The sequence below is a fragment of the Rhizobium sp. AQ_MP genome, assembly GCF_014237835.1.
Taxonomy (GTDB): domain Bacteria; phylum Pseudomonadota; class Alphaproteobacteria; order Rhizobiales; family Rhizobiaceae; genus Allorhizobium.
This window is the reverse complement of sequence record NZ_JACJVI010000004.1, coordinates 86,319-107,465: the sequence shown is the minus strand read 5'-3', so window position 1 is coordinate 107,465 and position 21,147 is coordinate 86,319. Positions and strand designations below refer to the sequence as shown.

Here is a 21,147-nt window from a genome sequence, read left to right as displayed (position 1 = left end):
CTTCGGACGAAAGACTGTGAATCGAGCGGTCATCTATTTGATGAAGCGCAAAAATGCCGCACCGCCATTCGCCTGAGCGTATTGCGATTGCGGCCAATCTGTGATTTGAAACGGCGACACTAGCATGATTTTTGCGCTCTGATTTGATGTGGATCAAGCGCTTGGGGAGACCAACCGTGATGAAGAGAACCTATGCAGCCTTGGCCGCTTTGGCCTGTCTGCTTTTCGCTTCTGTCAGCTTCGCCGATCAGCCGAAGCCCTGGCAGATGGGTATGCAGGAACCAGCAACCTCCATCATGGAGTTCAACAGCTGGTTCGAGCAGTACACTCTTTGGTTCATCGTTCCGATCACCATCTTCGTTCTGCTGCTGCTCGTGGTCGTCGTGGTCAAGTTCCGCGCATCGGCGAACCCGGTGCCGTCGAAGACGAGCCACAACACGGCGATTGAAATCGCCTGGACGGTCATTCCGGTCCTCATTCTCTTCGCGATTGCCATTCCGTCCTTCAACCTGCTGACCTACCAGCTGAAGATGCCGGAAAACCCTGATGTCACCATCAAGGCGACCGCGACGCAGTGGCTCTGGAGCTACGAGTATCAGGGCGAGCAGGCCGTGTCCTTCGACAGCTACATGCTGAAGGAAGGCGATCGCGCCTCCGCCGGCAAGGAAGACATGGCGCGTTATCCGCGCCTTCTGGCTGTGGATAACGAGGTCGTCGTGCCCGTCGGCAAGACGGTTCGCCTGCTCGTCACGGCCGCTCCGACCGATGTCATCCACGCTTTTGCGATGCCGGCCTTCGGTATCAAGATCGACGCCATCCCGGGCCGCCTGAACGAGACCTGGTTCCGCGCTGATCGTGAAGGCCTCTATTACGGTCAGTGTTCCGAGCTCTGTGGCAAGGACCACGCCTACATGCCGATCGCGATCCGTGTGGTCTCGGACGAGCAGTACGCGACCTGGCTGCAGGCGGCGACCTCCGATCTGTCCGGCGCCAACAAGGCGCTGATGGCTGCTGTCGACGGCGCTCCCGCCGCCGTCCAGACTGCCGAAAACGTAACGAACTGAGAGGAGTGAGGACAATGGCTGGCTCTGTTGCCCACGACGAACACGCGCACGGTGCGCATCACGACCATAAGCCGGGCTTCTTCGCCCGCTGGTTCCTGTCGACCAACCACAAGGACATCGGCACCCTCTACCTGATCTTCGCGATCGTCGCGGGCATCATCGGTGCCGGCCTCTCGGTTGCCATGCGTATGGAGCTGCAGGACCCCGGCATCCAGATCTTCCACGGTCTGGCCTCCATGGTCTACGGCTTCGAAGGCGATGCCGCCATCGATGGCGGCAAGCACATGTATAACGTCTTCACGACGGCGCACGCTCTGATCATGATCTTCTTCATGGTCATGCCAGCGCTGATCGGCGGCTTCGCCAACTGGATGATCCCGATCATGATCGGTGCTCCGGACATGGCTTTCCCGCGCCTCAACAACATCTCCTTCTGGCTGATCGTCCCGGCCTTCCTGCTGCTCGTGCTCTCGATGTTCGTCGAAGGCCCGGCCGGCGGTTATGGTGTCGGTGGTGGCTGGACGCTCTATCCGCCGCTCGCGACCTCGGGTCAGCCCGGTCCGGCGGTTGACCTGGCGATCTTCGCGCTTCACGTTTCCGGTGCGTCCTCGATCCTCGGTGCGATCAACTTCATCACCACCATCCTCAACATGCGCGCTCCGGGCATGACGCTGCACAAGATGCCGCTCTTCGCCTGGGCCGTTCTGGTCACCGCCTTCCTGCTCCTGCTGTCGCTCCCGGTTCTCGCCGGCGGCATCACCATGCTGCTCACCGACCGCAACTTCGGCACGACCTTCTTCTCGCCCGAAGGCGGTGGTGACCCGGTTCTCTACCAGCACCTGTTCTGGTTCTTCGGTCACCCGGAAGTCTACATCCTGATCCTGCCCGGCTTCGGCATCGTCAGCCACATCGTATCGACCTTCTCGAAGAAGCCGGTCTTCGGCTACCTCGGCATGGCCTATGCCATGGTCGGCATCGGTGCCGTCGGCTTCGTCGTCTGGGCACACCACATGTATACGGTTGGCCTCTCGCTTGCCGCCCAACGCTACTTCCTCTTCGCGACCATGGTCATCGCGGTGCCGACCGGCATCAAGATCTTCTCCTGGATCGCGACGATGTGGGGTGGTTCGCTGAGCTTCAAGACCCCGATGGTCTGGTCGATCGGCTTCATCTTCCTGTTCACCGTCGGCGGCGTCACGGGCGTCCAGCTCGCCAATGCCGGCCTCGACCGTTCGCTGCATGACACCTACTACGTCGTGGCTCACTTCCACTACGTTCTGTCGCTCGGCGCCGTCTTCGCGATCTTCGCCGGCTGGTACTACTGGTTCCCGAAGATCACCGGCTACATGTACAACGAGTTCGTCGGCAAGCTGCACTTCTGGATCATGTTCATCGGCGTCAACCTGGTGTTCTTCCCGCAGCACTTTCTCGGCCTTGCAGGCATGCCGCGCCGCTACATCGACTATCCGGATGCCTATGCCGGCTGGAACTATGTCTCGTCGATCGGCTCCTACATCTCGGCCTTTGCTGTTCTCGTCTTCCTCTATGGTGTCTTCGAAGCCTTCGCCAAGAAGCGCGTCGCTGGCGACAACCCCTGGGGTGAAGGTGCGACCACGCTGGAATGGCAGCTCTCTTCGCCGCCGCCGTACCACCAGTGGGAACAGCTGCCGAAGATCAAGTAAGCAGCGCGCAACCCGCGCCACACTCTCGGGCGCCGCGGTCATCAGGATCGCGGCGCCCGAAAAGCCAAACGAAAGACGGAATCCGAAAGCATGACGGTCATCGACAATCGCGACGTATTCGGCATCGAAGGCGAGGTTCGCCTGTCCGAAGCCGGCCCACGCGATTTCTTCGCGCTCCTGAAGCCGCGGGTCATGTCGCTCGTCGTCTTCACCGCGCTCGCCGGGCTTATCCTTGCGCCGGGCGACATCAATCCGATCATCGGCTTTATCGCCATCCTCTGCATTGCCGTCGGCGCCGGTGCGTCGGGTGCGCTCAACATGTGGTATGACGCCGACATCGACGCGATCATGTCGCGAACCGCGACCCGTCCTGTCCCCGCCGGCCGTGTAACGCCGCAGGAGGCACTCGCCTTCGGTCTGGTTCTCTCGGTCTTTTCCGTCGGCGTGCTGGGTCTTGCGGTCAACTGGTTTGCCGCTGGCCTGCTGGCCTTCACCATCTTCTTCTATGCCGTCGTCTACACGATGTGGCTGAAGCGCTCGACCCCGCAGAACATCGTCATCGGCGGTGCGGCCGGCGCCTTCCCGCCCATGGTCGGCTGGGCCTGTGTCACCGGCGGCGTCTCGCTCGACAGCTTCATTCTGTTCATGATCATCTTCCTTTGGACCCCGGCGCACTTCTGGGCGCTCGCACTGTTCAAGATGAAGGATTATGGCGATGTCGGCGTGCCGATGATGCCGAATGTCGCGGGCATTCCCTCGACCAAGCGCCAGATCACGCTTTATGCGGTGCTGACTGCCGTGACCGGCGTATTGCCGACATTCACCGGCCTGTCCTCGGTCGGCTACGGGATCGTCGCCGCGCTCCTTGGCGCCGTCTTCGTCCACTGTTCCATCGCCGTCTGGCGCATGGCCGACGGCGATGAGAAGATGGTTCCGGCAAAGAAGCTGTTTGCCTATTCGATCTTCTATCTCTTCGCCATCTTCTCGGCCCTGATGATCGACTTCTATGTCGCGCCGCTGGCGGTCATGCTCGGGGGTGCTGTCTGATGGAGACCGTCGAGCTGAACGAAAAGCAGAAGAAGTCGCGCAGAGGCCGCAACATCGCCCTTGGCGTGGTCCTGGCAGCGCTGGTGATCATTTTCTACGTCATTACCATCATTAAGATCGGCAACGTGGGTTAACGAGGCTCGTACCGTGACTGTATCGCACGACAACACAAAGGTATCGAACCGCCGCAATGTCGGCGTGGCGGCCGCTTGCGTCGTCTTCGTCGGTTCCATGGTCGGCATGGCCTATGCAGCCGTGCCGCTTTACCAGCTGTTCTGCCAGGTCACCGGTTTCGGCGGCACCACCCAGCGTGTCGATCAGATGTCGGATGTTGTGCTCGATCGCACGATCAACGTCACCTTCGACGCCAATTCGGCGCCCGGCCTGAACTGGGACTTCAAGTCGGTGGACAAGAAGGTCACGCCGAAGATCGGCGAGACGGTACAGGTGACCTATACCGCCACCAACAACTCGCCGCATCCTGTGACCGGCGAGGCCATATTCAACGTCACGCCTCTCGAGGCTGGTGCATACTTCAACAAGGTCCAGTGCTTCTGCTTCACCGAGACCACGTTGCAGCCCGGCGAGACGCTCGAAATGCCGGTCGTGTTCTTTGTTGATCCCTCCATCGTAGACTCGGAGGAGACAAAGGGCATCGGCACGATTACCCTGTCCTACACCTTCTACCCGCGCAATGATCAGAAGCCGGTGGCCGCTCTGGCGGTCGAGGAAGGCAAGGAACAGCCGAAACTGTGAGAGGGCTCCGGTTCGCCGGAACTCGTAATGAAATTGACATTCGGGGATTGCTGAAATGGCCGAAGCGCACCAGAAGAACCACGACTACCACATCATCGATCCGAGCCCCTGGCCGCTTCTGGCCTCGATCGGCGCCTTCGTCCTCACCTTTGGTGGCGTTGGCTACATGCGCTACCTGAACGGCGGCTCGCTGAACCTGTTCGGCGTTGACTTTGCCAATCCGTGGCTCTTCTTCATCGGTCTGGCGATCGTGCTCTTCACGATGTTCGCCTGGTGGGCCGACACCATCAAGGAAGCGCACGACGGTCATCACACCCGCGTCGTCTCGCTGCATCTTCGCTACGGCATGATCATGTTCATCGCTTCCGAAGTGATGTTCTTCGTTGCCTGGTTCTGGGCCTTCTTCGACGCCAGCCTCTTCGCCAATGAAGCGATCCAGGCCAGCCGCGTCGAATTCACCGGTGGCCAGTGGCCGCCTGTTGGCATCGAGGTCGTCGATCCCTGGCACCTGCCGCTCTACAACACCGTCATCCTGCTGCTGTCCGGCACCTGCGTGACCTGGGCGCACCATGCCATGCTGCACAATGACCGCAAGGGCCTCGTCTATGGCCTCGTGCTGACCGTGTTGCTCGGCATCCTGTTCTCCTTCGTGCAGGCCTACGAGTACATCCACTCGCCGTTCGACTTCAAGAATTCGATCTACGGCGCGACCTTCTTCATGGCGACCGGCTTCCACGGCTTCCACGTTCTGGTCGGCACGATCTTCCTGATCGTCTGCCTGTTCCGTGCGCTTGCCGGCCACTTTACCCCGAAGCAGCATTTCGGCTTCGAAGCGGCTGCTTGGTACTGGCACTTCGTCGACGTGGTCTGGCTGTTCCTCTTCTTCGCCATCTACATCTGGGGCGATTGGGGCGCACCGCTCGCCCACTGATCCGGGTGATACGATTTCAGAAGGGCGGCGCAAGCCGCCCTTCGTGCTTTCGGCCTCATGCGACGATCCGGCACTGGGAGGGAACGCTCCGGTGCTCTATGGGTTGGCGAGGGACAGCAACTGAGCAGCGAGGAGAGTCAGATGACCGACGACAAGGCAAAATTCCCGCCGGTGGAACCGGTCAAGGCAGCGCTGACAGCCTCCTGCCCGCGATGCGGTACCGGCAAACTCTTCGATGGACTGCTGAAGCCCAAGACACGCTGCAATGCCTGCGGCCTGGATCTCTCCTGGATCGATGCGGGCGACGGCCCCGCGATCTTTGTCATTCTTCTGGCGGATCTGCTCGTGGTGGGTTTCGCCGTCTGGGTGGAGTTGACCTATCAACCCTCCGTATGGCTCCACATCCTCGTCTTCGCCCCGCTCGGTGTGGCACTGACGCTTTGGCTGATGCGCTTTTTGAAAGCGCTGCTGATCGCGCTCCAATACAAGCACAATGCCTCGCAGGGAGTGATAGACCGTGGCTGACAGGCGGATGGGGCAGGGCAAGGACGCCGGCCGCGGCACTTGGCGCTTCTGGCTGGCGACGATCCTGGTGCCGGCGGCGCTTATCATCCTCCTCTCGCTCGGCACCTGGCAGGTCAACCGACTGCATTGGAAGGAAACTCTTCTCGCCGATATCCAGGCTCGCAGCACCGCAGCCGCGATCAGCATCGCGGAGGTGGAGCGACAGCTGGCGGCGGGCGAGCCGATCGATTACCGCCATGCGAGCAGCGCGGGGCGCTATCTCCATGACAAGGAGCGCCACTTCCTCGCCACCTTCCAGGGACAATCGGGATTTTATCTCTACACGCCGCTCGAACTCGCCGATGGCCGTTATCTCTTCGTGAACCGGGGCTTCGTGCCCTACGACCGCAAGGATCCGCTAAGCCGCAGCGAAGGCCAGGTCGAGGGCATGCAGACCGTCACCGGTCTCGCCCGCGCGAAACTGGCAGAAAAGCCGTCCTCACTCGTGCCCGACAATGACGAAGCGGCGAACATCTTCTATTGGAAGGATCTGACGCGCATGGCGGCCTCGGTCGATCTTCCCATCGATCGCGTCCTGCCTTTCTTCCTGGATGCCGACGCAGCGCCGGTGGCTGGAGGGCTCCCGAAGGGCGGCGTGACCCAGATCGACCTTCCCAACAACCACATGCAATACGCCATCACCTGGTACGGCCTGGCCATCGCCCTTGTGGCCGTGACGGTGGCGGGTCTCTTCAAGCGCAGATCCCGATAGTCCCTGACCCTCTTTTGGTCTAAACACGCTCGACCTGCGGTCTGAATCGGCCGCTCCTGAAGGGGGATTGCATGTCTTACGTCGCTGCAACACTGGTGGCGCTGGTCGCGCTCGAACATATCTACATTCTCGTCCTCGAGATGTTTCTCTGGACAACGCCGACCGGCCGCCGTGCCTTCGGTTTGAAGCCCGAACAGGCCGAAGCGACCAAGGTCATGGCGGCCAATCAGGGCCTCTACAACGGCTTCCTCGCTGCCGGCCTGATCTGGGGTCTTCTGCAGCCCGATCTCGCCTTCGGTTTTCAAATTCAGTTGTTTTTCCTTGGCTGCGTGCTGGTCGCGGGCCTATATGGAGGTGCGACGGCCTCAAGGACGATCTTCGTCATCCAGGCTCTTCCCGCCGCACTCGCCATTCTCGCTGTCCTGATTGCCGGTTGACCCGATGAACATGCACATGAACCGCCCCCCTCTGACGATCAGGCTTTGCGGCCCGCGCGGCTTCTGCGCCGGCGTCGATCGCGCGATCCAGATCGTCGTACTCGCCTTGAAGCGTTACGGGGCGCCGGTCTATGTCCGCCACGAGATCGTCCACAATAGGTATGTGGTTGAAGGGCTGGAAGCCAAGGGTGCGATCTTCGTCGAGGAGCTCGACGAAATCCCTGCCGAGCATCGCCTGCAGCCGGTCGTCTTCTCGGCCCATGGCGTGCCGAAATCGGTGCCGGAGGATGCGACAAGCCGCAACCTCTTCTATCTCGACGCCACCTGTCCGCTGGTCTCCAAGGTCCACAAGCAGGCCATGCGTCACCAGCGCCTTGGCCGCCATGTCATTCTGATCGGTCACGAAGGCCATCCGGAAGTGATCGGCACCATGGGCCAGCTGCCGCCTGGAAGCGTCTCACTGATCGAAACGATCGAGGATGCCGACGCCTACCAGCCTGCTGATCCCGACAATCTTGGCTATGTGACCCAAACGACGCTTTCCGTCGACGACACGGCAGGCGTGATCGCGCGTCTTATGGAGCGCTTCCCCAATCTGACGGCCCCTTCGGCCGACAGCATCTGCTACGCGACGACCAACCGCCAGGAGGCCGTCAAGCAGGCCGCCCCCGGCTGCGATCTCTTCATCGTCGTCGGCGCACCGAATTCTTCCAATTCCAAGCGCCTCGTCGAAGTCGCCTTGAGGGCAGGGGCTACCCGTTCGATGCTGGTCCAGCGCGCCTCCGAGATTGACTGGGCCGAAATCGGTGAGATCGGCACCCTCGGCATTTCCGCCGGGGCATCGGCGCCTGAGGTCATCGTCGACGAAATCATCGACGCCTTCCGCGAACGTTTCGACGCAAAGGTCGAACTCGCCATCACCGCGGAAGAGAACGAGCATTTCCTCGTCAATCGCGAACTGCGCGATGTGGAGCTCACCCGGGAGGACATGGCCTGGGTGAATGGGTGAGGTGTGTTCACAGGTGCTTTTCGGGCAGCATCCTGGCATGTAGAACGCGGACAATCAGAATGTCGGTAGCGCGCTGGCGATAATAGATCACATGACTGCCATGGTGGAACCGGCGGTAGGTTCGATGAGTTCGCGGATGGATAAAGGCCACGCCTGATCCCGGATGCGTTGCGAGCATGGCGAAAATATCGCGGAGCCCATTGATATAGACATCAGTCTGAAATGCACCGAACGTGTCGATGCTGCTTACAAGCAGGGTTAGGATGTCTCGGTCTGCGGCACGCGAAAGGGCATAGCTAGCCTGCATGCTGCCGCGCTTTCGCCTCCCCAATGATTTCATCAAGGGTCCGTGCGCTCTCGCCGCTTTGCTCACCCTCATCCAGGGCGTTCAGCAGTGCTTCGACTTTTAGCTCTTCCGCCTCAAGAAGCCGAAGGCCAGCGCGGACGGCCTCACTTGCTGATCCATATCGACCGCTAGTCGTCAACTTCTCGAGCAATGCGGTGAAGTGATCTCCGAGATTGATGCTCGTTGTACCGCTCATGATCTCCTCATACGCCGCTCAGAACCCAGAACTTACTGTATTCCCGTAAGAGGCGCAACAAAGGCGCTGAGGGCTCGTCGAGCTTAGCAATCGCAGTGGGTCATCACCGTCCCATTTCCTGTGCCCCGTGTCGCTGCGGGGCTGGCACTGTCCGTCCGCCCGTTATAGGACTCGGTCGATCTTCAAGCGGCACGGAACCTGAGCGCTGTGGCAGTCTATACCGATATCAACGAAATCGACCTCAAGGCCTTTCTCGCGCAATATGACGCCGGAGAGTTGCTGTCCTACAAGGGCATCGCCGAGGGCGTGGAAAACTCCAACTTTCTGCTCCACACCTCGAAATCACCTCTGATCCTGACGCTCTACGAAAAGCGCGTCGAGAAGTCCGACCTGCCGTTTTTCCTCGGCCTGATGCATCACCTCTCCGAACGTGGTCTGAACTGCCCGCTGCCCCTGCCGCGCAGGGATGGCGAATTGCTCGGCGAGCTCTCCGGCCGGCCGGCAGCGCTCATCTCCTTCCTGGAGGGCATGTGGCTGAGAAAGCCGGAGGCGCAGCACTGCCGCGAAGTGGGGGCAGCACTCGCCAGGATGCACATTGCCGGCGAAGGCTTCGAGCTGACGCGCCCGAATGCGCTGTCGCTGGAAGGCTGGCAGATGCTCTGGGCAAAGTCAGAGGCGCGCGCCGACGAGGTGGAGGAGGGGCTCGAAGCGGAGATCGGTGCGGAACTGGATTTCCTCGCCACCCACTGGCCGAAGGATCTGCCCGCGGGCGTCATCCATGCCGACCTGTTCCCGGACAATGTCTTCTTTCTTGGCGACAACTTGTCGGGCCTGATCGACTTCTACTTCGCCTGCAATGACCTGCTGGTCTACGACCTCTCGATCTGCCTGAACTCGTGGTGCTTTGAGAAGGACGGTGCCTACAACATCACCAAGGGCAAGGCGATGATCGAAGGCTACCAGTCCGTGCGCCCGCTCTCGGCCGCCGAGATCGAGGCCCTGCCGATCCTCTGCCGAGGCTCCGCGCTGCGCTTCTTCCTCACCCGCCTCTACGACTGGCTGACGACGCCGGCCGGCGCGCTTGTGGTGAAGAAGGACCCGCTCGAATATCTGAAAAAACTGCGCTTCCACCGCGCGGTCACCAATGCCTCCGAATACGGACTGATCGCATGAAACATGTCGAGATCTACACAGATGGCGCCTGCTCCGGCAATCCCGGCCCCGGTGGCTGGGGCGCCGTGCTGCGCTACGGCGAGGTCGAGAAGGAGCTTTCCGGTGGCGAGGCCGACACGACCAACAACCGCATGGAACTGCTCGCCACGATCACGGCGCTCAACGCGCTGAAGGATGCCTGCGAGGTGGACCTCTACACGGACAGCAAATATGTGATGGACGGCATCTCCAAGTGGATCTTCGGCTGGAAGAAGAACGGCTGGAAGACCGCCGACAAGAAGCCTGTGAAAAACGGTGAGCTCTGGCAGGCGCTCGACGCCGCCAACCAGCGCCACAAGGTCAAGTGGCACTGGGTCAAGGGCCATGCCGGCCATCCGGAAAACGAACGCGCCGACGAACTCGCCCGCAAGGGCATGGAGCCCTTCAAGAAGACCGGCGGTTTTCCGAAGTCGCTGATGGTGAAGTAAAGCAGTCAGCCTGCTGCGGGCTGCAGGTCGACCCGCTTCAGTACGTCATAACGAAGCCTTTGACGGTCCATATTCACGCTCCGCGCTGCCATTGCCGTTTCGCGCAATACGGGCTGTGGCGGGTAGCCCTTCTCTGCAAACAACCAATCCAGAACCTCCGCCAGGGGCCAGAGTGTCGTCGTACCGTCATGGACCGGGAGAGGCGCCGCTGGGTTGCCGACCATCAGCTTGCGGATATTCTGGCGGCTTACGGCAACGAAATCGGCGATGTCGCTCAGACCGACGAGATCGGGGCCCACTTCGATGAGTTCGGCATGGGGCAAGGCGTCCTGAACATCCGTGATCGCGCTGATGATGGCGTCGAATGCATTGGCTGCAGTTCGATCGAATTCAAGCGCGAGCCGTCCCGCGATCCCGATGCCGACAAGTGCATCGGTACAGCCGGCTGCTCCGAGCCTTTCGACGACCGCGCCAACCTCTAGATCAGGAGGAAGTCGATACTTCAGTACGAAGAGGTAATCGTTCATCCGCAGCCCTTTCAAAACCCGCGTTCATCCGATCGGCGACTGCAGCGGTCCACAACGCGTCGGATGGCGCGTGCATGGTTCGTTGGACTGGCCGGCGTGCTCCAGATGCTCGTGATACAGAATTCTCCGCATCGGCATGTCTCGTCGTCATAGGGACAATAGATGCGACCCCAGGCATGACTGCCACCGACCTCGACGCGCCAACCTTGTACCTCCGCGTAACGCAAGGCTTCTTCGATATCCTTGTTCGGATGCCTGCGCCTCACCGATTGCCCCAAAGATCCTACAGCATCGGTTGTCAGATGACAACCGATGCTGTGATTATCTCCGGTTGTAGTCTGCTGGAACATGTCGTCCGTCGCAATGGCACAGCAAGCACGTCCTCCCCTTGCCCTTTCCTCCGTTGCCCCTATGCTCCCGTCAAAACAAAACCGACGGGAGACATCCATGATCCAGCACTGCGTGTTCCTGCGCTTCAAGGCTGCCGTTCAGGAAGCCGAAAAGCAGGCGATCTACGCGGCGATTGCCGATTTGAAGGACGTGGTGCCGGGCATGCTGGAGGTGAAGGCGGGTGCCAATGTTTCGCCCGAGGGGCTGACGGGCGGCTATAATGACGGCTTCATCGTCACCTTCGAGGATGAGGTGGTCCGCGATTACTACCTGAAGCACCCGAAGCATATCGAGGTCGGCGAGCGCATCGTCAGCGCCACCGATGGAGGACTTGCCGGCATACTCGTCTTCGACCTCGCTCATTGAGCCGCGATCGAAACGGAAAGAGGCCCGGTTTCCCGAGCCTCTGAAAATTCTCCGAGAATTCTCGATATAGCTTACGCGCCGAGCTGCTCGATCATCGTCGCAGCCGACGAAACGGTTGCCTGTCCCGGATTTTCCTCGACATTCAGGCTCTTTACCACGCCATCTTCCACCAACATGGAATAGCGTTTGGAGCGCACGCCGAGGCCGCCGCCCGAAAGGTCGGCGTCGAGGCCGAGCGCCTTGGTGAAGGAGGCGTCCCAGTCGGCGAGGAAGTGGATCTTGCCCATGCCGCCGGAATGCTGGGCCCAGGCGCCCATGACATGCCAGTCATTGACGGAGAGGACGGCGATGTCGTCGACGCCGCGCGCCATCAGCGCGTCACGGTTCTCGAGATAGCCCGGCAGATGGTTCAGGGTGCAGGTGGGGGTGAAGGCGCCGGGAACGGCAAAAACAACGACCTTCTTGCCGGCAAACAGCTGTTCCGTGGTGATCTCCACCGGACCGTCGGCGGTCTTTTCCTTGAAGGTGGCCTGGGGCAGCTTTTCGCCAATGGCAATGGTCATGAAGTCGTCCTCGCTTGGTTGCGCCACTCGGAACCCCTCCGGGATGGCAATCGAGGCGAATATAGGAATGGGTCAATCAAAGGCAAGCTTGGTTTCCATTGCGCGCCCGCCGCTGACGACCAGCAGACCCCATTCCTTGCCGGAGACGTCATACTTCTTCGGCAGCTTTCCGATCGGGAGCGTGAGCAAGGTCTCGCCCTCGGCGCCTTGGCTGGTAGTGGCCTCGACAAACACGTGTCCGCTGGGGCCTCGCACGAAGGCCTTCGGTGCCTCGCCGGAGGTTGGCATCTTCAGGCGGATGGTCAGTTCCTTCCGGTCTGCACTCAGTTCGTGGGCAACCACATGAAAATCGGGTGCAGGGCCGGGCGGCACCTGGGCGCGCGCCGAACGAACCAGCGCTGCCTCAACCGGATTGCTCACCCCTGCCTCGTCCGGCGGCACCCGGAGATCGGCCTGGAACGGAATGCAGATATTCTGACAGACGCCGACAAAGGCATTGAGCGTGACGCCCATGCTGTCGGGCGCGTTTTTCAGCGTCAGCGGAAGCGTTACCGGTTCGTCGTAGCCCACATCCGTGATCTCGCCGCTTTCCATCACCTTCGGTATCGGAAAACCCAGGTCTTCGACCGTATAGGGCGCACCCGGCGCAGGTGTGATCGCCGGCGGAATGCCGACATCGCCCGGTTCTTTCCAATAGGTGATCCAGCCGGGCTTGGGTTCGATCACAAGGGCGCCCAGCCGAAGCCCGTCCGGTCCTTCCGGCAACAGGATGAGCCGCATGCGGCCGCCTTCGTTCACGGCCCAGTCGCTGCTCGCTGCAAGGGCGTTAAGGCCGGTCACCATCGGCATCAGCCCAATGATTACCGCAAGCAATATCGGCCGCGCGGCCCGAAAGACCCGCAAAGGGCGCGAACAAGACATCTCTGTTTTCATCCTCAAGGTCATGTCTCAGGCTGTAGAAGATCATTCTCACATTCGCCAGTCACGCTTGCTTCATGGTCATCATTTTGGGTTGATCACAATCGTCTTCTGCCCCATCTTGAAGAAGAGACCACATCTGAACCACGCATGAAGCCGATTGCCCTCGAGGCAAACCAAGGAGGCGGGCATGGCATTGTCGTCCAAAACCAGTCTGAGAGAGCGCGGCTTCCTGGATGGCCAGCTGCTGATCGCCATGCCCGGCATGGCAGACGGCAACTTCGCCCGTTCCGTGGTCTATATCTGCGCCCATTCCGATGCGGGTGCCATGGGTTTCATCATCAATCGTGCCCAATCGGTCACCTTCGCGGATCTGCTCCTGCATCTGGAGCTGATCGACCGCAACGATGCGATCATGCTGCCCGATCACGCCCGCCATTTCCCCATCCAGTGCGGCGGCCCGGTGGAGCAAAACCGCGGCTTCGTGCTGCATTCCGACGACTATCTCTCGGACAGCTCCATCCCCGTCAGCGACGATATCTCGCTGACCGCCACCCTCGATATCGTCCGTGCGATCTCCGACGGCCGCGGTCCCCGCCACGCCACCATGCTGCTCGGCTATGCCGGCTGGGGCCCGGGCCAGCTGGAAGAGGAAATTGCCCAGAACGGCTGGTTGCATTGTGCCGCCACCGAAAGCCTGATCTTCGATCGCAGCCTCGACAACAAGTATGACAGGGCACTGGCCTTGATGGGCATCAATCCCGCGATGCTGTCGATGGAGGCGGGACACGCTTGAGGTAAGGGGCCGCGATCTGCGGCCTCTCGATTACGCCCGTTTCATCAGCGGAAACCGCTCCTTGAGCAACCTGAGCACTGACTCCGCGCCCAGCGGCGGGCCGAAGAGATAGCTCTGGCCGAAGTCGCAGCCCATCATCGCGAGGTCGGCGGCATCCTGGTCGGTCTGGATGCCCTCGGCCACCACCTGCATGTCGAGCCCGCGCGCCATCGAGACGACGGAGCGCAGAAGCACGGACTTCTTGTCCGACTGGTCGCAGACCAGCGCCTTGTCGAGCTTGATCGTGTCGAAGGGGAAGCGGGTGAGGTAGGCAAGCGAAGAATAGCCGGTTCCGAAATCGTCCAGCGCCAGGCTGATGCCCGTATCCTTCAGCTTTTCCAGCATCAGGCGCGCCTGCTCCGGGTTCTCCATCACCACGCTTTCGGTGAGCTCCAGCTTGATCCGCTTCGGATCGCACTGCGTCTTCACCAGCATGGCGCGGATGTCGTTGTAGATTTCGCTCGAGATCAATTGCGCCGAGGACAGGTTGACCGAAACGAAGACCGGCAGTTCGCCCGTCTGGCGTTCCCATTCCATCAGGTCGCTGGAGGCACGCTCCAGCGCAAACATGCCGAGCGGCTCGATCAGGTCGGACATTTCCGCGATCGGAATGAATTCGGTCGGAGAGATATTGCCGCGCTTCGGATGATCCCAGCGCATGAGCGCCTCGAAACCGGCGATCTCGCCATTCGCAAGTTTGACGATCGGCTGGTAGGCCATCGACAGTTCCTTGCGCTCGATGGCGCGGCGGAGATCCGTTTCCAGCTGCAGACGATCGGTGCTGACCGTGCGGAAGGCCGGGCGGAAGGGCTCGACGCGGTTGCCGCCGGAGCGTTTCGCTCGGAACATGGCAAGCTCGGCATCGGCAAGCAGGCTGGCGGCACTTTCCTGCTGGTCGACCCAGGAAACAAGGCCGATCGAGGCCGTCAGATTGATTTCGCGATTGGCAAAGTTGAGCGGCACCATGATCGCCTTGGATACGGCATCGGCAAAGTCGGCGATCTTCGCCGGGTCCTTTTCCGACACCAGGATCAGGCCGAACTCGTCTCCGGATAGGCGCGCCAGCGTGTCCTGCGGTTTGAGCAAACGACGCAGGCGGCGGGTGATGGCAATCAGGATATTGTCGCCCGCGGCAATGCCGAGCGCATCATTCACCTGCTTGTAGCGGTCGATGTCGATGGCGAGCACCGTCGGCCGCACGCTCTCGGAGGACGAGGCCAGCGACAGGATCGCCTGCAACCGGTCGAGGAACACTTCGCGGTTGGGCAGGCCTGTCAGATTGTCGTGCATGGCATCGACCAGCAGCCGGTCGATCGAGTTTTTCTGCTCGGTGACATCGATGATCGTGCCGACACAGCGGATGACTTCGCCATTCGAGCCAAGCACCGGCCGGGCGCGGATCTTCAGCCAGTGGAAGTGCCCGTCTTCGGCGCGAATGCGGAATTCGTGGCTGAGGCGGCCCTTGCGGTGTTCGAGCAGCACGTCGAGCGTGGCGCGGAAGCGGTCGCGGTCATCAGGATGCAGGCGCGGCAGCCAGTTGCGGGCAGGGCCGTGCATGGTGCCGGGCGAGAGGCCAAGACGGAGAGAGACGTCCGGGCTCGTTACCACACGGTCGCGCGCCACGTCCCAGTCCCAGACGGTATCGCCGGATCCGGTGAGCGCCAGCGACTGGCGTTCGAGGTCTGAGAACAGACCCTGCTGGTAGGCGCCGCCGGCAAAGGCGTGCTGCATCACCGTGAAGCCGATGAGGAGAACGATGAGAACCAGCCCGCCGCCGAGCGCCGGCTGGATGATGTCGTTGTCGAGCTGGCCGGTCACGGTCAGCCAGCCGGCGAAGAGCCAGACCAGGATCAGCGCCCAGGTCGGCACCAGAAGCACGGCGCGGTCGTAGCGATTGAAGCCGAGATAGATGATCAGCGCGATGCCGACGACGCCCGTCAGTGCGAAGGAAACGCGCGCAATACCGGCGGCAATCGACGGGTCGAAGATCGCCACACCGAAGAGCACGGTGAGGCCCAGCATCCAGGCAAGCGTCGCATAACCGAGATGCACATGCCAACGGTTGAGGTTGAGATAGGTGAACAGGAAGATGACGAGCGACGAGGCAAGCGCCACCTCCGCACCCGCGCGCCATATTCGGATGTCGGAGGAGGTCAGCGTGATCAGCTTTTCGAGGAAGCCGAAGTCGACGCAGATATACGCAAGAACCGCCCAGGCGAGAGCAGCGGCGGCTGGCAGCATTGACGTGCCCTTGACCACGAAAAGGATCGTCAGGAACACAGCGAGCAGGCCGGCAATACCAAGCACGATGCCGCGATAGAGGGTGAAGGCGTTGACCGTGTCCTTGTAGGCGTCGGGCTCCCACAGATAGATCTGCGGCAGTTCAGGCGTCGCCAGTTCCGCAACGAAGGTGATCACCGTGCCGGGGTTCAGCGTGATGCGAAAGACGTCGGCATCGGCGCTCGGTACCCGGTCAAGCGCAAAGCCTTCCGATGGCGTGATCGCCATAATGCGCTGCGAGCCGAGATCCGGCCAGAACATCTTGGAGCCGGAGAGACGGAAATGGGGTGCGACGATCACGCGCTCGAGCTGTTCTTCCGAAACGTTGGCGAGCGCAAAGACCGCCCAGTCGCCCTGATGCCCCTCGGATGTCGAGCGCACTTCGATGCGACGGCGGATCCCGTCGGCACCGGCGGCCGTAGAGACCTGGAAAGCCTCGCCTTGGTTCGTATAGATCTCGGTCGTCGCTGTCAGGTCCAGCGCATTGTCGTCGCGTGCGATCTTCACCGGCTCGACGGCAAAGGCAGCCGAAGCGGCCAGGCAGACATAGGCCAAGGCAAGCGCCGCTGACCAGAGGGCGGCCACGCGTGACACGACGGACGACAGGGGGGCAGATATGGTCATGAGGACGTCTTGCCGTTCCGCACCTTGGCGTCGCCGATCCGTGAGAACAGCAGGTGATCGCGCCATTGCCCGTTGATTTTCAGATAGTCGCGCAAAAGACCTTCCCGCTCAAATCCCGCTTTTTCGAGTAGCCGCAGGCTGTTGACGTTGTCCGGAATACAGGCTGCTTCGATACGGTGCAACTCAAGTGGCCCGAAGATGTAGGGAATAGCCAGTTGAAGTGCGGCAAACATGTGGCCCCGGCCCGCGTAACGTTCGCCCATCCAGTAGCCGATCATGCAGCTTTGCGCCGCTCCGCGCCGGATGAGGCCGATGGTCAGCCCGCCCAGCATGGTGTTTTCGGCCCGATCGAAAAGAAAAAAAGGCACCGCCATGCCGGAATGAAATTCCTGTTCATTACGCAGGACCCGCTGACGGAAGGCGCGTTCGGTAAGCTCGTCGGCGCGCCAGGTCGGTTCCCAGGGCTGCAGGAAGGCACGGCTTTCACGGCGCAACTGGTGCCATTGCTCGAAATCGCGAAAGCGGGGCAGGCGCAGCAGATGTCCCTCGCTCGCAAGCTCTGGCATATCCGGCTGCCGGGACAGAAACCGAAAGACCGAGCGCGTCATCGTCAATCCTCAAGCGATGTCCGGCGGTTTTGCCGCCGGTCGAGGTCTGTGCCGACGGCTGCTAACCGACGGCCTTGCGGATACCGGCAGGCTGCGTCGTCAATGCGCCCCGGATGTCATCAAGTGGAACCAGGTGATCCATCGGGCCGATGGCCGACAGTGTCGGTGCGGTGTCGAAGAACAGGCGGCCCGCGAGGTCCGTCAGCCTTTCGGTGGTGATCCCGGCGAGCCGGTCCATCATTTCCTGGTTCGGGATCGTCCGGCCGTAAAGCATCATCTGCCGGGCAATCTGGCCGGCACGCGCGGCCGGGCTTTCCTGGCCCATCAACAGCTGGGCGCGGATCTGCGCCCGCGAGCGTTCGATTTCTTGGCTGTCAATATGTTCGGACGACTTCCGCAGTTCGTCGATGATGACGGGCACCAGTTCCGGCAGGTTCTCGCCGCCGGTTGCCGCATGGATGCCGAAGATGCCGGTGTCGGAGAAGCCCCAGTGGAAGGCGTAGACCGAGTAGCAGAGGCCGCGGATCTCGCGCACTTCCTGGAAGAGGCGAGAGGACATGCCGCCGCCGAGAATGTTGGCCAGAATCTGCGAGCAGTAGAAGTCCCGCATGTGATAGGCCTTGCCCTCGAAGCCGAGCAGAACCTGCGTGTCCATGAGGTCGCGCTCTTCCCGGGCTTCGCCGCCGGTATAGCGCGCCACATCCATCACGGGTGTCGTGGAGGGTTTCGTCGGCAGCGAGGCAAAGCGGGCCTCGACCTGCTTGACGAAGGCATCATGGTCCACCTTGCCGGCGGCCACCACGAACATCCGGTCCGTCGTGTAGTTTCGCGAAAGATAGCCGCGGATCTGGTCGCTGGAGAAGGATTGCACCGTCTCGGGCGTGCCGAGAATGCTGCGCCCGATCGTCTGGCCCCGGAACGCCTGTTCGGAGAAGCGGTCAAACACCACGTCGTCTGGCGTGTCGTCGGCCGCACCAATCTCCTGCAGGATCACGTGTTTCTCGCGCTCCAGCTCCTCTTCGTCGAAGACGCTGTCGGTGAGGATATCGGCGAGAATATCGACCGCGAGCGGGACATTGTCCTTCAGAACGCGGGCGTAATAGGAGGTGGTCTCCGTCGAGGTGGCGGCGTTCACTTCGCCGCCGACATTCTCGATTTCCTCGGCGATCTGCCGGGCCGTGCGCTGGTTCGTGCCTTTGAAGGCCATGTGCTCCAGCAGATGCGCAATGCCGTGCTCGGCTTCGGTCTCGTTACGCGAGCCGGATTTGATCCAGGTGCCGAGAGCCACGCTTTCCAGATGCGGCATGTTCTCGGTTACAACAGTCAAACCCGATGGAAGCCGGGTGCACTCAACATTCATGGTCCGTCTTTCCGCGCTTCCTACCTGACTGCCCGCGCATGTTCACTGACAAAGCTTTCGACGGCTTTCAGTTCCGCGGGCAGGACTTCGAAGCGCTCCTCCCTGTCCATCAGATCAGCAAGCCACGCCGGAAGCGCGGGGTCAATACCGGAGGCTGATTTTACTGCAGCGGGGAACTTCGCAGGATGCGCGGTGGCGAGCACGACCATCGGGCTCTGCGGCTTTTCAAACTTCTTTGCGACATGCACGCCGACGGCCGTATGCGGGTCCAGCAGGTAACCCGTCTCGTCGAGAACGGCCTTGATGGTCTTGGCCACTTCCTTCTGGGTTGCGCGGCCGGCACGGAAGTCCTTGCGGATAAACTTGAGCGCCTCTGGCTGGATCTCGAAGGCGCCGGACTGCTTCAGGCCCTCCATCGACGAGCGGATGGCGGATGCGTCGCGGCCATAGGCTTCGTAAAGCAGGCGTTCGAAGTTCGAGGATATCTGGATGTCCATCGACGGCGAGGTGGTGGCGGACACGCCCTTCATCTCGTAGCGGCCGGTCTTCATCGTGCGCGCCAGGATGTCGTTGTCATTGGTGGCGATCACCAGCTTGTCGATCGGCAGGCCCATCTTCTTGGCGACGTAGCCGGCAAAGATATCACCGAAGTTGCCGGTCGGCACGGTGAAGGACACCTTGCGGTCCGGCGCGCCGAGCGCGACCGCCGAGGTGAAGTAATAGACCACCTGCGCCATGATGCGGGCCCAGTTGATCGAGTTGACGCCCGACAGCCTGACACGATCGCGGAAGGCAACGTCGTTGAACATCGCCTTCACCAGGTTCTGGCAGTCGTCGAAATTGCCCTCGACGGCAATCGCATGCACGTTCTCGTCCTTTGAGGAGGTCATCTGGCGCTGCTGCACCGGCGACACCTTGCCATGCGGGAAGAGGATGAAGATGTCGGTACGCGACCGTCCGGCAAAGGCGTCGATCGCAGCCCCACCGGTGTCACCCGAGGTCGCGCCAACGATCGTCGCACGCTCGCCGCGCTTTTCCAGAACATGGTCCATGAGGCGGGCGAGCAGCTGCATCGCCACGTCCTTGAAGGCGAGCGTCGTGCCGTGGAAAAGTTCGAGCACGAAGGAATTCGGACCCGTCTGCACCAGCGGCGCGACGGCCGGATGCTTGAAGGTCGCGTAAGCCTCGTCGATCATCGCCCGGAAGGTGGCGGGCTCGATCTCGCCATTGGTGAACGGCAGGAGGACTTCGAAGGCGACCTCTTCATAGGATTTGCCGCGAAGTCCGCGGATTGCCTTCTTCGACATTTGCGGCCATTCGCGGGGCACATAAAGACCACCGTCGCGGGCGAGACCCGCCAGAAGTGCGTCACAAAAGCCGAGGCTGGGGGCCTCGCCGCGGGTCGAGATATATTCCACGATGCTCATCCCTAAAGTTCAAGAAATCGGAGCCGAAATCGCCGTCAAACCTATGGCGTTTCCGATAAAGAGGTTTGCCCGTTTGCGCCAGAGTGCCGGCCAGGATTTCGCAAGCTCGGCAGTTGCGGATGGCGTGGCCGGTTTGGGGCAGTTCGCCGTCCTTCGAAGGCCCATCGAAAATTGAAGCAAATTGCCGGCTACCCAATCGATTTTTGTTGTGGCCGCTGGTATAGACCATCCGCGAGGGCGCTGAAAAGCCTCAAGTTTGACTGTTTTTCGGCTTTTGGCCGAGCATGCGGAAGGTGAAGTCTCGTGTCTGTAAACGTGTCGCGCGGTGTTGTCGCCGTCTCGCTGATGATGGTTCTCTCTGGCTGCAATGCCGGCAGCCTCGGTAGCAGCCTCGGCCTGCCCCAGTCGCAGCCCGGAAACGCCGCGGCGGCTGCCGCAGCACAGCAGGCCGTCGTGCAAGGCTTCTGCCCCGTCATCTCTCTTCGGGACGGAACCGCCGTCTATCGCACCTATGCGCGCGGCAAGGACGGCGACGCCCAGCAGGTGGTCTTGCAGGCCTCGCTCGCCGACACGACGCGCTCCTGCTCGCGGACCGACACCTCGCTGACGATCAATGCCCTCGTGAAGGGCCGCCTCGTTGCGGGCCCTCAGGGCAAGGCGGGCACGATCAATCTTCCGGTCCGTGTAACCGTGATGGACGGCGACCAGGAACTGTTCAGCGAGGTCGAACAGTATCCTGTCACGCTCGCCGACGTGAACACACCGACACAGTTCATCTACAGCAAGGTGGCAACCGTCCCCGGCAATGTCTCCGGTACGGCCCGTGTCTTCATCGGCTTTGAACAGCCGAAGAAGAAGTAAGTTC

Annotated in this window: 25 protein-coding genes; 16 read left to right on the top strand and 9 right to left on the bottom strand. The window is 61.3% G+C overall.

Annotated features, from left to right (window positions below; all coding sequences use genetic code 11):
- Positions 1-179 precede the first annotated feature (179 nt).
- The 10 genes from coxB to ispH all read left to right on the top strand — a co-directional run bounded on the left by coxB (position 180) and on the right by ispH (position 8,202).
- A complete protein-coding gene (gene coxB / locus H6M51_RS08510; protein ID WP_185809653.1) occupies positions 180-1,064 on the top strand; it encodes a cytochrome c oxidase subunit II in 885 nt (294 codons plus the stop codon).
- Between the two features lie 14 nt (positions 1,065-1,078).
- Positions 1,079-2,746, top strand: a complete 1,668-nt coding sequence (ctaD, locus tag H6M51_RS08505) for a cytochrome c oxidase subunit I (RefSeq protein ID WP_185809454.1) — start codon at positions 1,079-1,081, stop codon at positions 2,744-2,746.
- Positions 2,747-2,836: 90 nt separating this feature from the next.
- Positions 2,837-3,793: a heme o synthase gene (locus H6M51_RS08500; RefSeq protein ID WP_185809453.1), complete on the top strand. Its 957-nt coding sequence runs from the start codon at positions 2,837-2,839 to the stop codon at positions 3,791-3,793.
- Positions 3,793-3,927 carry a hypothetical protein gene (locus H6M51_RS24835; RefSeq protein ID WP_281418939.1) on the top strand — a complete coding sequence of 45 codons (135 nt, stop codon included), beginning with the start codon at positions 3,793-3,795 and terminating at the stop codon, positions 3,925-3,927. Before H6M51_RS08500 ends, H6M51_RS24835 begins: the two co-directional genes overlap by 1 nt.
- Positions 3,928-3,940: 13 nt before the next feature.
- Complete coding sequence (locus H6M51_RS08495; protein WP_185809452.1) at positions 3,941-4,549, top strand: cytochrome c oxidase assembly protein; 609 nt, start codon at positions 3,941-3,943, stop codon at positions 4,547-4,549.
- 55 nt (positions 4,550-4,604) lie between these two features.
- The gene (locus tag H6M51_RS08490; RefSeq protein ID WP_185809451.1) at positions 4,605-5,480 is read left to right on the top strand and encodes a cytochrome c oxidase subunit 3; all 876 of its coding nucleotides are present in this window, start codon (positions 4,605-4,607) and stop codon (positions 5,478-5,480) included.
- A 141-nt stretch (positions 5,481-5,621) separates the two neighbouring features.
- Positions 5,622-6,005 (top strand): DUF983 domain-containing protein, encoded by a 384-nt coding sequence (locus tag H6M51_RS08485; protein ID WP_185809450.1) that lies wholly within the window; start codon positions 5,622-5,624, stop codon positions 6,003-6,005.
- Positions 6,006-6,012: 7 nt separating this feature from the next.
- Positions 6,013-6,756 carry an SURF1 family protein gene (locus H6M51_RS08480; RefSeq protein WP_185809652.1) on the top strand — a complete coding sequence of 248 codons (744 nt, stop codon included), beginning with the start codon at positions 6,013-6,015 and terminating at the stop codon, positions 6,754-6,756.
- A gap of 71 nt (positions 6,757-6,827) precedes the next feature.
- On the top strand, positions 6,828-7,193 hold the full coding sequence (locus H6M51_RS08475; RefSeq protein ID WP_185809449.1) for a DUF1304 domain-containing protein: 366 nt from the start codon (positions 6,828-6,830) through the stop codon (positions 7,191-7,193).
- A gap of 10 nt (positions 7,194-7,203) precedes the next feature.
- Positions 7,204-8,202: a 4-hydroxy-3-methylbut-2-enyl diphosphate reductase gene (gene ispH / locus H6M51_RS08470; RefSeq protein WP_407073570.1), complete on the top strand. Its 999-nt coding sequence runs from the start codon at positions 7,204-7,206 to the stop codon at positions 8,200-8,202.
- 7 nt (positions 8,203-8,209) lie between these two features.
- Here the strand turns inward: ispH and H6M51_RS08465 are convergent, their stop codons facing one another.
- Together H6M51_RS08465 and H6M51_RS08460 are read right to left on the bottom strand one after the other, a co-directional pair.
- Positions 8,210-8,509 (bottom strand): type II toxin-antitoxin system RelE/ParE family toxin, encoded by a 300-nt coding sequence (locus H6M51_RS08465; RefSeq protein WP_185809447.1) that lies wholly within the window; start codon positions 8,507-8,509, stop codon positions 8,210-8,212.
- Positions 8,499-8,744: a type II toxin-antitoxin system ParD family antitoxin gene (locus tag H6M51_RS08460; protein ID WP_185809446.1), complete on the bottom strand. Its 246-nt coding sequence runs from the start codon at positions 8,742-8,744 to the stop codon at positions 8,499-8,501. Before H6M51_RS08460 ends, H6M51_RS08465 begins: the two co-directional genes overlap by 11 nt.
- Positions 8,745-8,951: 207 nt before the next feature.
- On the opposite strand from H6M51_RS08460, the gene H6M51_RS08455 reads away from it, so the two are divergent.
- Complete coding sequence (locus H6M51_RS08455) at positions 8,952-9,917, top strand: homoserine kinase (protein WP_185809445.1); 966 nt, start codon at positions 8,952-8,954, stop codon at positions 9,915-9,917.
- Positions 9,914-10,384, top strand: coding sequence for a ribonuclease HI (gene rnhA / locus H6M51_RS08450; RefSeq protein WP_185809444.1), 471 nt, complete (start codon positions 9,914-9,916; stop codon positions 10,382-10,384). Before H6M51_RS08455 ends, rnhA begins: the two co-directional genes overlap by 4 nt.
- 5 nt (positions 10,385-10,389) lie before the next feature.
- Here rnhA and H6M51_RS08445 read toward each other — a convergent pair whose 3' ends face one another.
- On the bottom strand, positions 10,390-10,911 hold the full coding sequence (locus tag H6M51_RS08445; RefSeq protein ID WP_185809443.1) for an AlpA family transcriptional regulator: 522 nt from the start codon (positions 10,909-10,911) through the stop codon (positions 10,390-10,392).
- Between the two features lie 447 nt (positions 10,912-11,358).
- Between H6M51_RS08445 and H6M51_RS08440 the strand changes: the two genes are divergently transcribed.
- Positions 11,359-11,667 carry a Dabb family protein gene (locus H6M51_RS08440; protein ID WP_185809442.1) on the top strand — a complete coding sequence of 103 codons (309 nt, stop codon included), beginning with the start codon at positions 11,359-11,361 and terminating at the stop codon, positions 11,665-11,667.
- A gap of 71 nt (positions 11,668-11,738) precedes the next feature.
- On the opposite strand, the gene H6M51_RS08435 is transcribed toward H6M51_RS08440, so the two are convergent.
- Together H6M51_RS08435 and H6M51_RS08430 are read right to left on the bottom strand one after the other, a co-directional pair.
- Positions 11,739-12,230, bottom strand: coding sequence for a peroxiredoxin (locus H6M51_RS08435; RefSeq protein ID WP_185809441.1), 492 nt, complete (start codon positions 12,228-12,230; stop codon positions 11,739-11,741).
- 72 nt (positions 12,231-12,302) lie between these two features.
- Positions 12,303-13,010 (bottom strand): protein-disulfide reductase DsbD domain-containing protein, encoded by a 708-nt coding sequence (locus tag H6M51_RS08430; protein WP_246780449.1) that lies wholly within the window; start codon positions 13,008-13,010, stop codon positions 12,303-12,305.
- Between H6M51_RS08430 and H6M51_RS24605 the strand changes: the two genes are divergently transcribed.
- Both H6M51_RS24605 and H6M51_RS08425 read left to right on the top strand, forming a co-directional pair.
- Positions 13,009-13,302 (top strand): hypothetical protein, encoded by a 294-nt coding sequence (locus H6M51_RS24605; RefSeq protein ID WP_246780448.1) that lies wholly within the window; start codon positions 13,009-13,011, stop codon positions 13,300-13,302. The genes H6M51_RS08430 and H6M51_RS24605 overlap by 2 nt on opposite strands.
- 36 nt (positions 13,303-13,338) lie before the next feature.
- Positions 13,339-13,944: a YqgE/AlgH family protein gene (locus H6M51_RS08425; RefSeq protein ID WP_185809439.1), complete on the top strand. Its 606-nt coding sequence runs from the start codon at positions 13,339-13,341 to the stop codon at positions 13,942-13,944.
- Between the two features lie 30 nt (positions 13,945-13,974).
- Here H6M51_RS08425 and H6M51_RS08420 read toward each other — a convergent pair whose 3' ends face one another.
- The 4 genes from H6M51_RS08420 to thrC all read right to left on the bottom strand — a co-directional run bounded on the left by H6M51_RS08420 (position 13,975) and on the right by thrC (position 20,282).
- Entirely contained in the window at positions 13,975-16,887 is a 2,913-nt protein-coding gene (locus tag H6M51_RS08420) for an EAL domain-containing protein (protein WP_185809438.1), read from the bottom strand.
- Entirely contained in the window at positions 16,884-17,495 is a 612-nt protein-coding gene (locus tag H6M51_RS08415) for a GNAT family N-acetyltransferase (protein ID WP_185809437.1), read from the bottom strand. Before H6M51_RS08415 ends, H6M51_RS08420 begins: the two co-directional genes overlap by 4 nt.
- 61 nt (positions 17,496-17,556) lie before the next feature.
- Positions 17,557-18,855: a pitrilysin family protein gene (locus H6M51_RS08410; protein WP_185809436.1), complete on the bottom strand. Its 1,299-nt coding sequence runs from the start codon at positions 18,853-18,855 to the stop codon at positions 17,557-17,559.
- Positions 18,856-18,875: 20 nt separating this feature from the next.
- Positions 18,876-20,282 carry a threonine synthase gene (gene thrC / locus H6M51_RS08405; RefSeq protein ID WP_185809435.1) on the bottom strand — a complete coding sequence of 469 codons (1,407 nt, stop codon included), beginning with the start codon at positions 20,280-20,282 and terminating at the stop codon, positions 18,876-18,878.
- Positions 20,283-20,585: 303 nt separating this feature from the next.
- Here thrC and H6M51_RS08400 point away from each other — a divergent pair, with 303 nt between their 5' ends.
- Entirely contained in the window at positions 20,586-21,143 is a 558-nt protein-coding gene (locus tag H6M51_RS08400; RefSeq protein WP_185809434.1) for a hypothetical protein, read from the top strand.
- Positions 21,144-21,147 lie beyond the last annotated feature (4 nt).

Coding starts and splice junctions, on each gene's coding strand:
- coxB (WP_185809653.1), top strand. CDS start 180: ATGAAGAGAACCTATGCAGCCTTGGCCGCTTTGGCCTGTCTGCTTTTC.
- ctaD (WP_185809454.1), top strand. CDS start 1,079: ATGGCTGGCTCTGTTGCCCACGACGAACACGCGCACGGTGCGCATCAC.
- H6M51_RS08500 (WP_185809453.1), top strand. CDS start 2,837: ATGACGGTCATCGACAATCGCGACGTATTCGGCATCGAAGGCGAGGTT.
- H6M51_RS24835 (WP_281418939.1), top strand. CDS start 3,793: ATGGAGACCGTCGAGCTGAACGAAAAGCAGAAGAAGTCGCGCAGAGGC.
- H6M51_RS08490 (WP_185809451.1), top strand. CDS start 4,605: ATGGCCGAAGCGCACCAGAAGAACCACGACTACCACATCATCGATCCG.
- H6M51_RS08485 (WP_185809450.1), top strand. CDS start 5,622: ATGACCGACGACAAGGCAAAATTCCCGCCGGTGGAACCGGTCAAGGCA.
- H6M51_RS08480 (WP_185809652.1), top strand. CDS start 6,013: ATGGGGCAGGGCAAGGACGCCGGCCGCGGCACTTGGCGCTTCTGGCTG.
- H6M51_RS08475 (WP_185809449.1), top strand. CDS start 6,828: ATGTCTTACGTCGCTGCAACACTGGTGGCGCTGGTCGCGCTCGAACAT.
- ispH (WP_407073570.1), top strand. CDS start 7,204: ATGCACATGAACCGCCCCCCTCTGACGATCAGGCTTTGCGGCCCGCGC.
- H6M51_RS08465 (WP_185809447.1), bottom strand. CDS start 8,509: ATGCAGGCTAGCTATGCCCTTTCGCGTGCCGCAGACCGAGACATCCTA.
- H6M51_RS08460 (WP_185809446.1), bottom strand. CDS start 8,744: ATGAGCGGTACAACGAGCATCAATCTCGGAGATCACTTCACCGCATTG.
- rnhA (WP_185809444.1), top strand. CDS start 9,914: ATGAAACATGTCGAGATCTACACAGATGGCGCCTGCTCCGGCAATCCC.
- H6M51_RS08445 (WP_185809443.1), bottom strand. CDS start 10,911: ATGAACGATTACCTCTTCGTACTGAAGTATCGACTTCCTCCTGATCTA.
- H6M51_RS08440 (WP_185809442.1), top strand. CDS start 11,359: ATGATCCAGCACTGCGTGTTCCTGCGCTTCAAGGCTGCCGTTCAGGAA.
- H6M51_RS08435 (WP_185809441.1), bottom strand. CDS start 12,230: ATGACCATTGCCATTGGCGAAAAGCTGCCCCAGGCCACCTTCAAGGAA.
- H6M51_RS24605 (WP_246780448.1), top strand. CDS start 13,009: ATGCGGCCGCCTTCGTTCACGGCCCAGTCGCTGCTCGCTGCAAGGGCG.
- H6M51_RS08430 (WP_246780449.1), bottom strand. CDS start 13,010: ATGCGGCTCATCCTGTTGCCGGAAGGACCGGACGGGCTTCGGCTGGGC.
- H6M51_RS08425 (WP_185809439.1), top strand. CDS start 13,339: ATGGCATTGTCGTCCAAAACCAGTCTGAGAGAGCGCGGCTTCCTGGAT.
- H6M51_RS08420 (WP_185809438.1), bottom strand. CDS start 16,887: ATGACCATATCTGCCCCCCTGTCGTCCGTCGTGTCACGCGTGGCCGCC.
- H6M51_RS08415 (WP_185809437.1), bottom strand. CDS start 17,495: ATGACGCGCTCGGTCTTTCGGTTTCTGTCCCGGCAGCCGGATATGCCA.
- H6M51_RS08410 (WP_185809436.1), bottom strand. CDS start 18,855: ATGAATGTTGAGTGCACCCGGCTTCCATCGGGTTTGACTGTTGTAACC.
- thrC (WP_185809435.1), bottom strand. CDS start 20,282: ATGAGCATCGTGGAATATATCTCGACCCGCGGCGAGGCCCCCAGCCTC.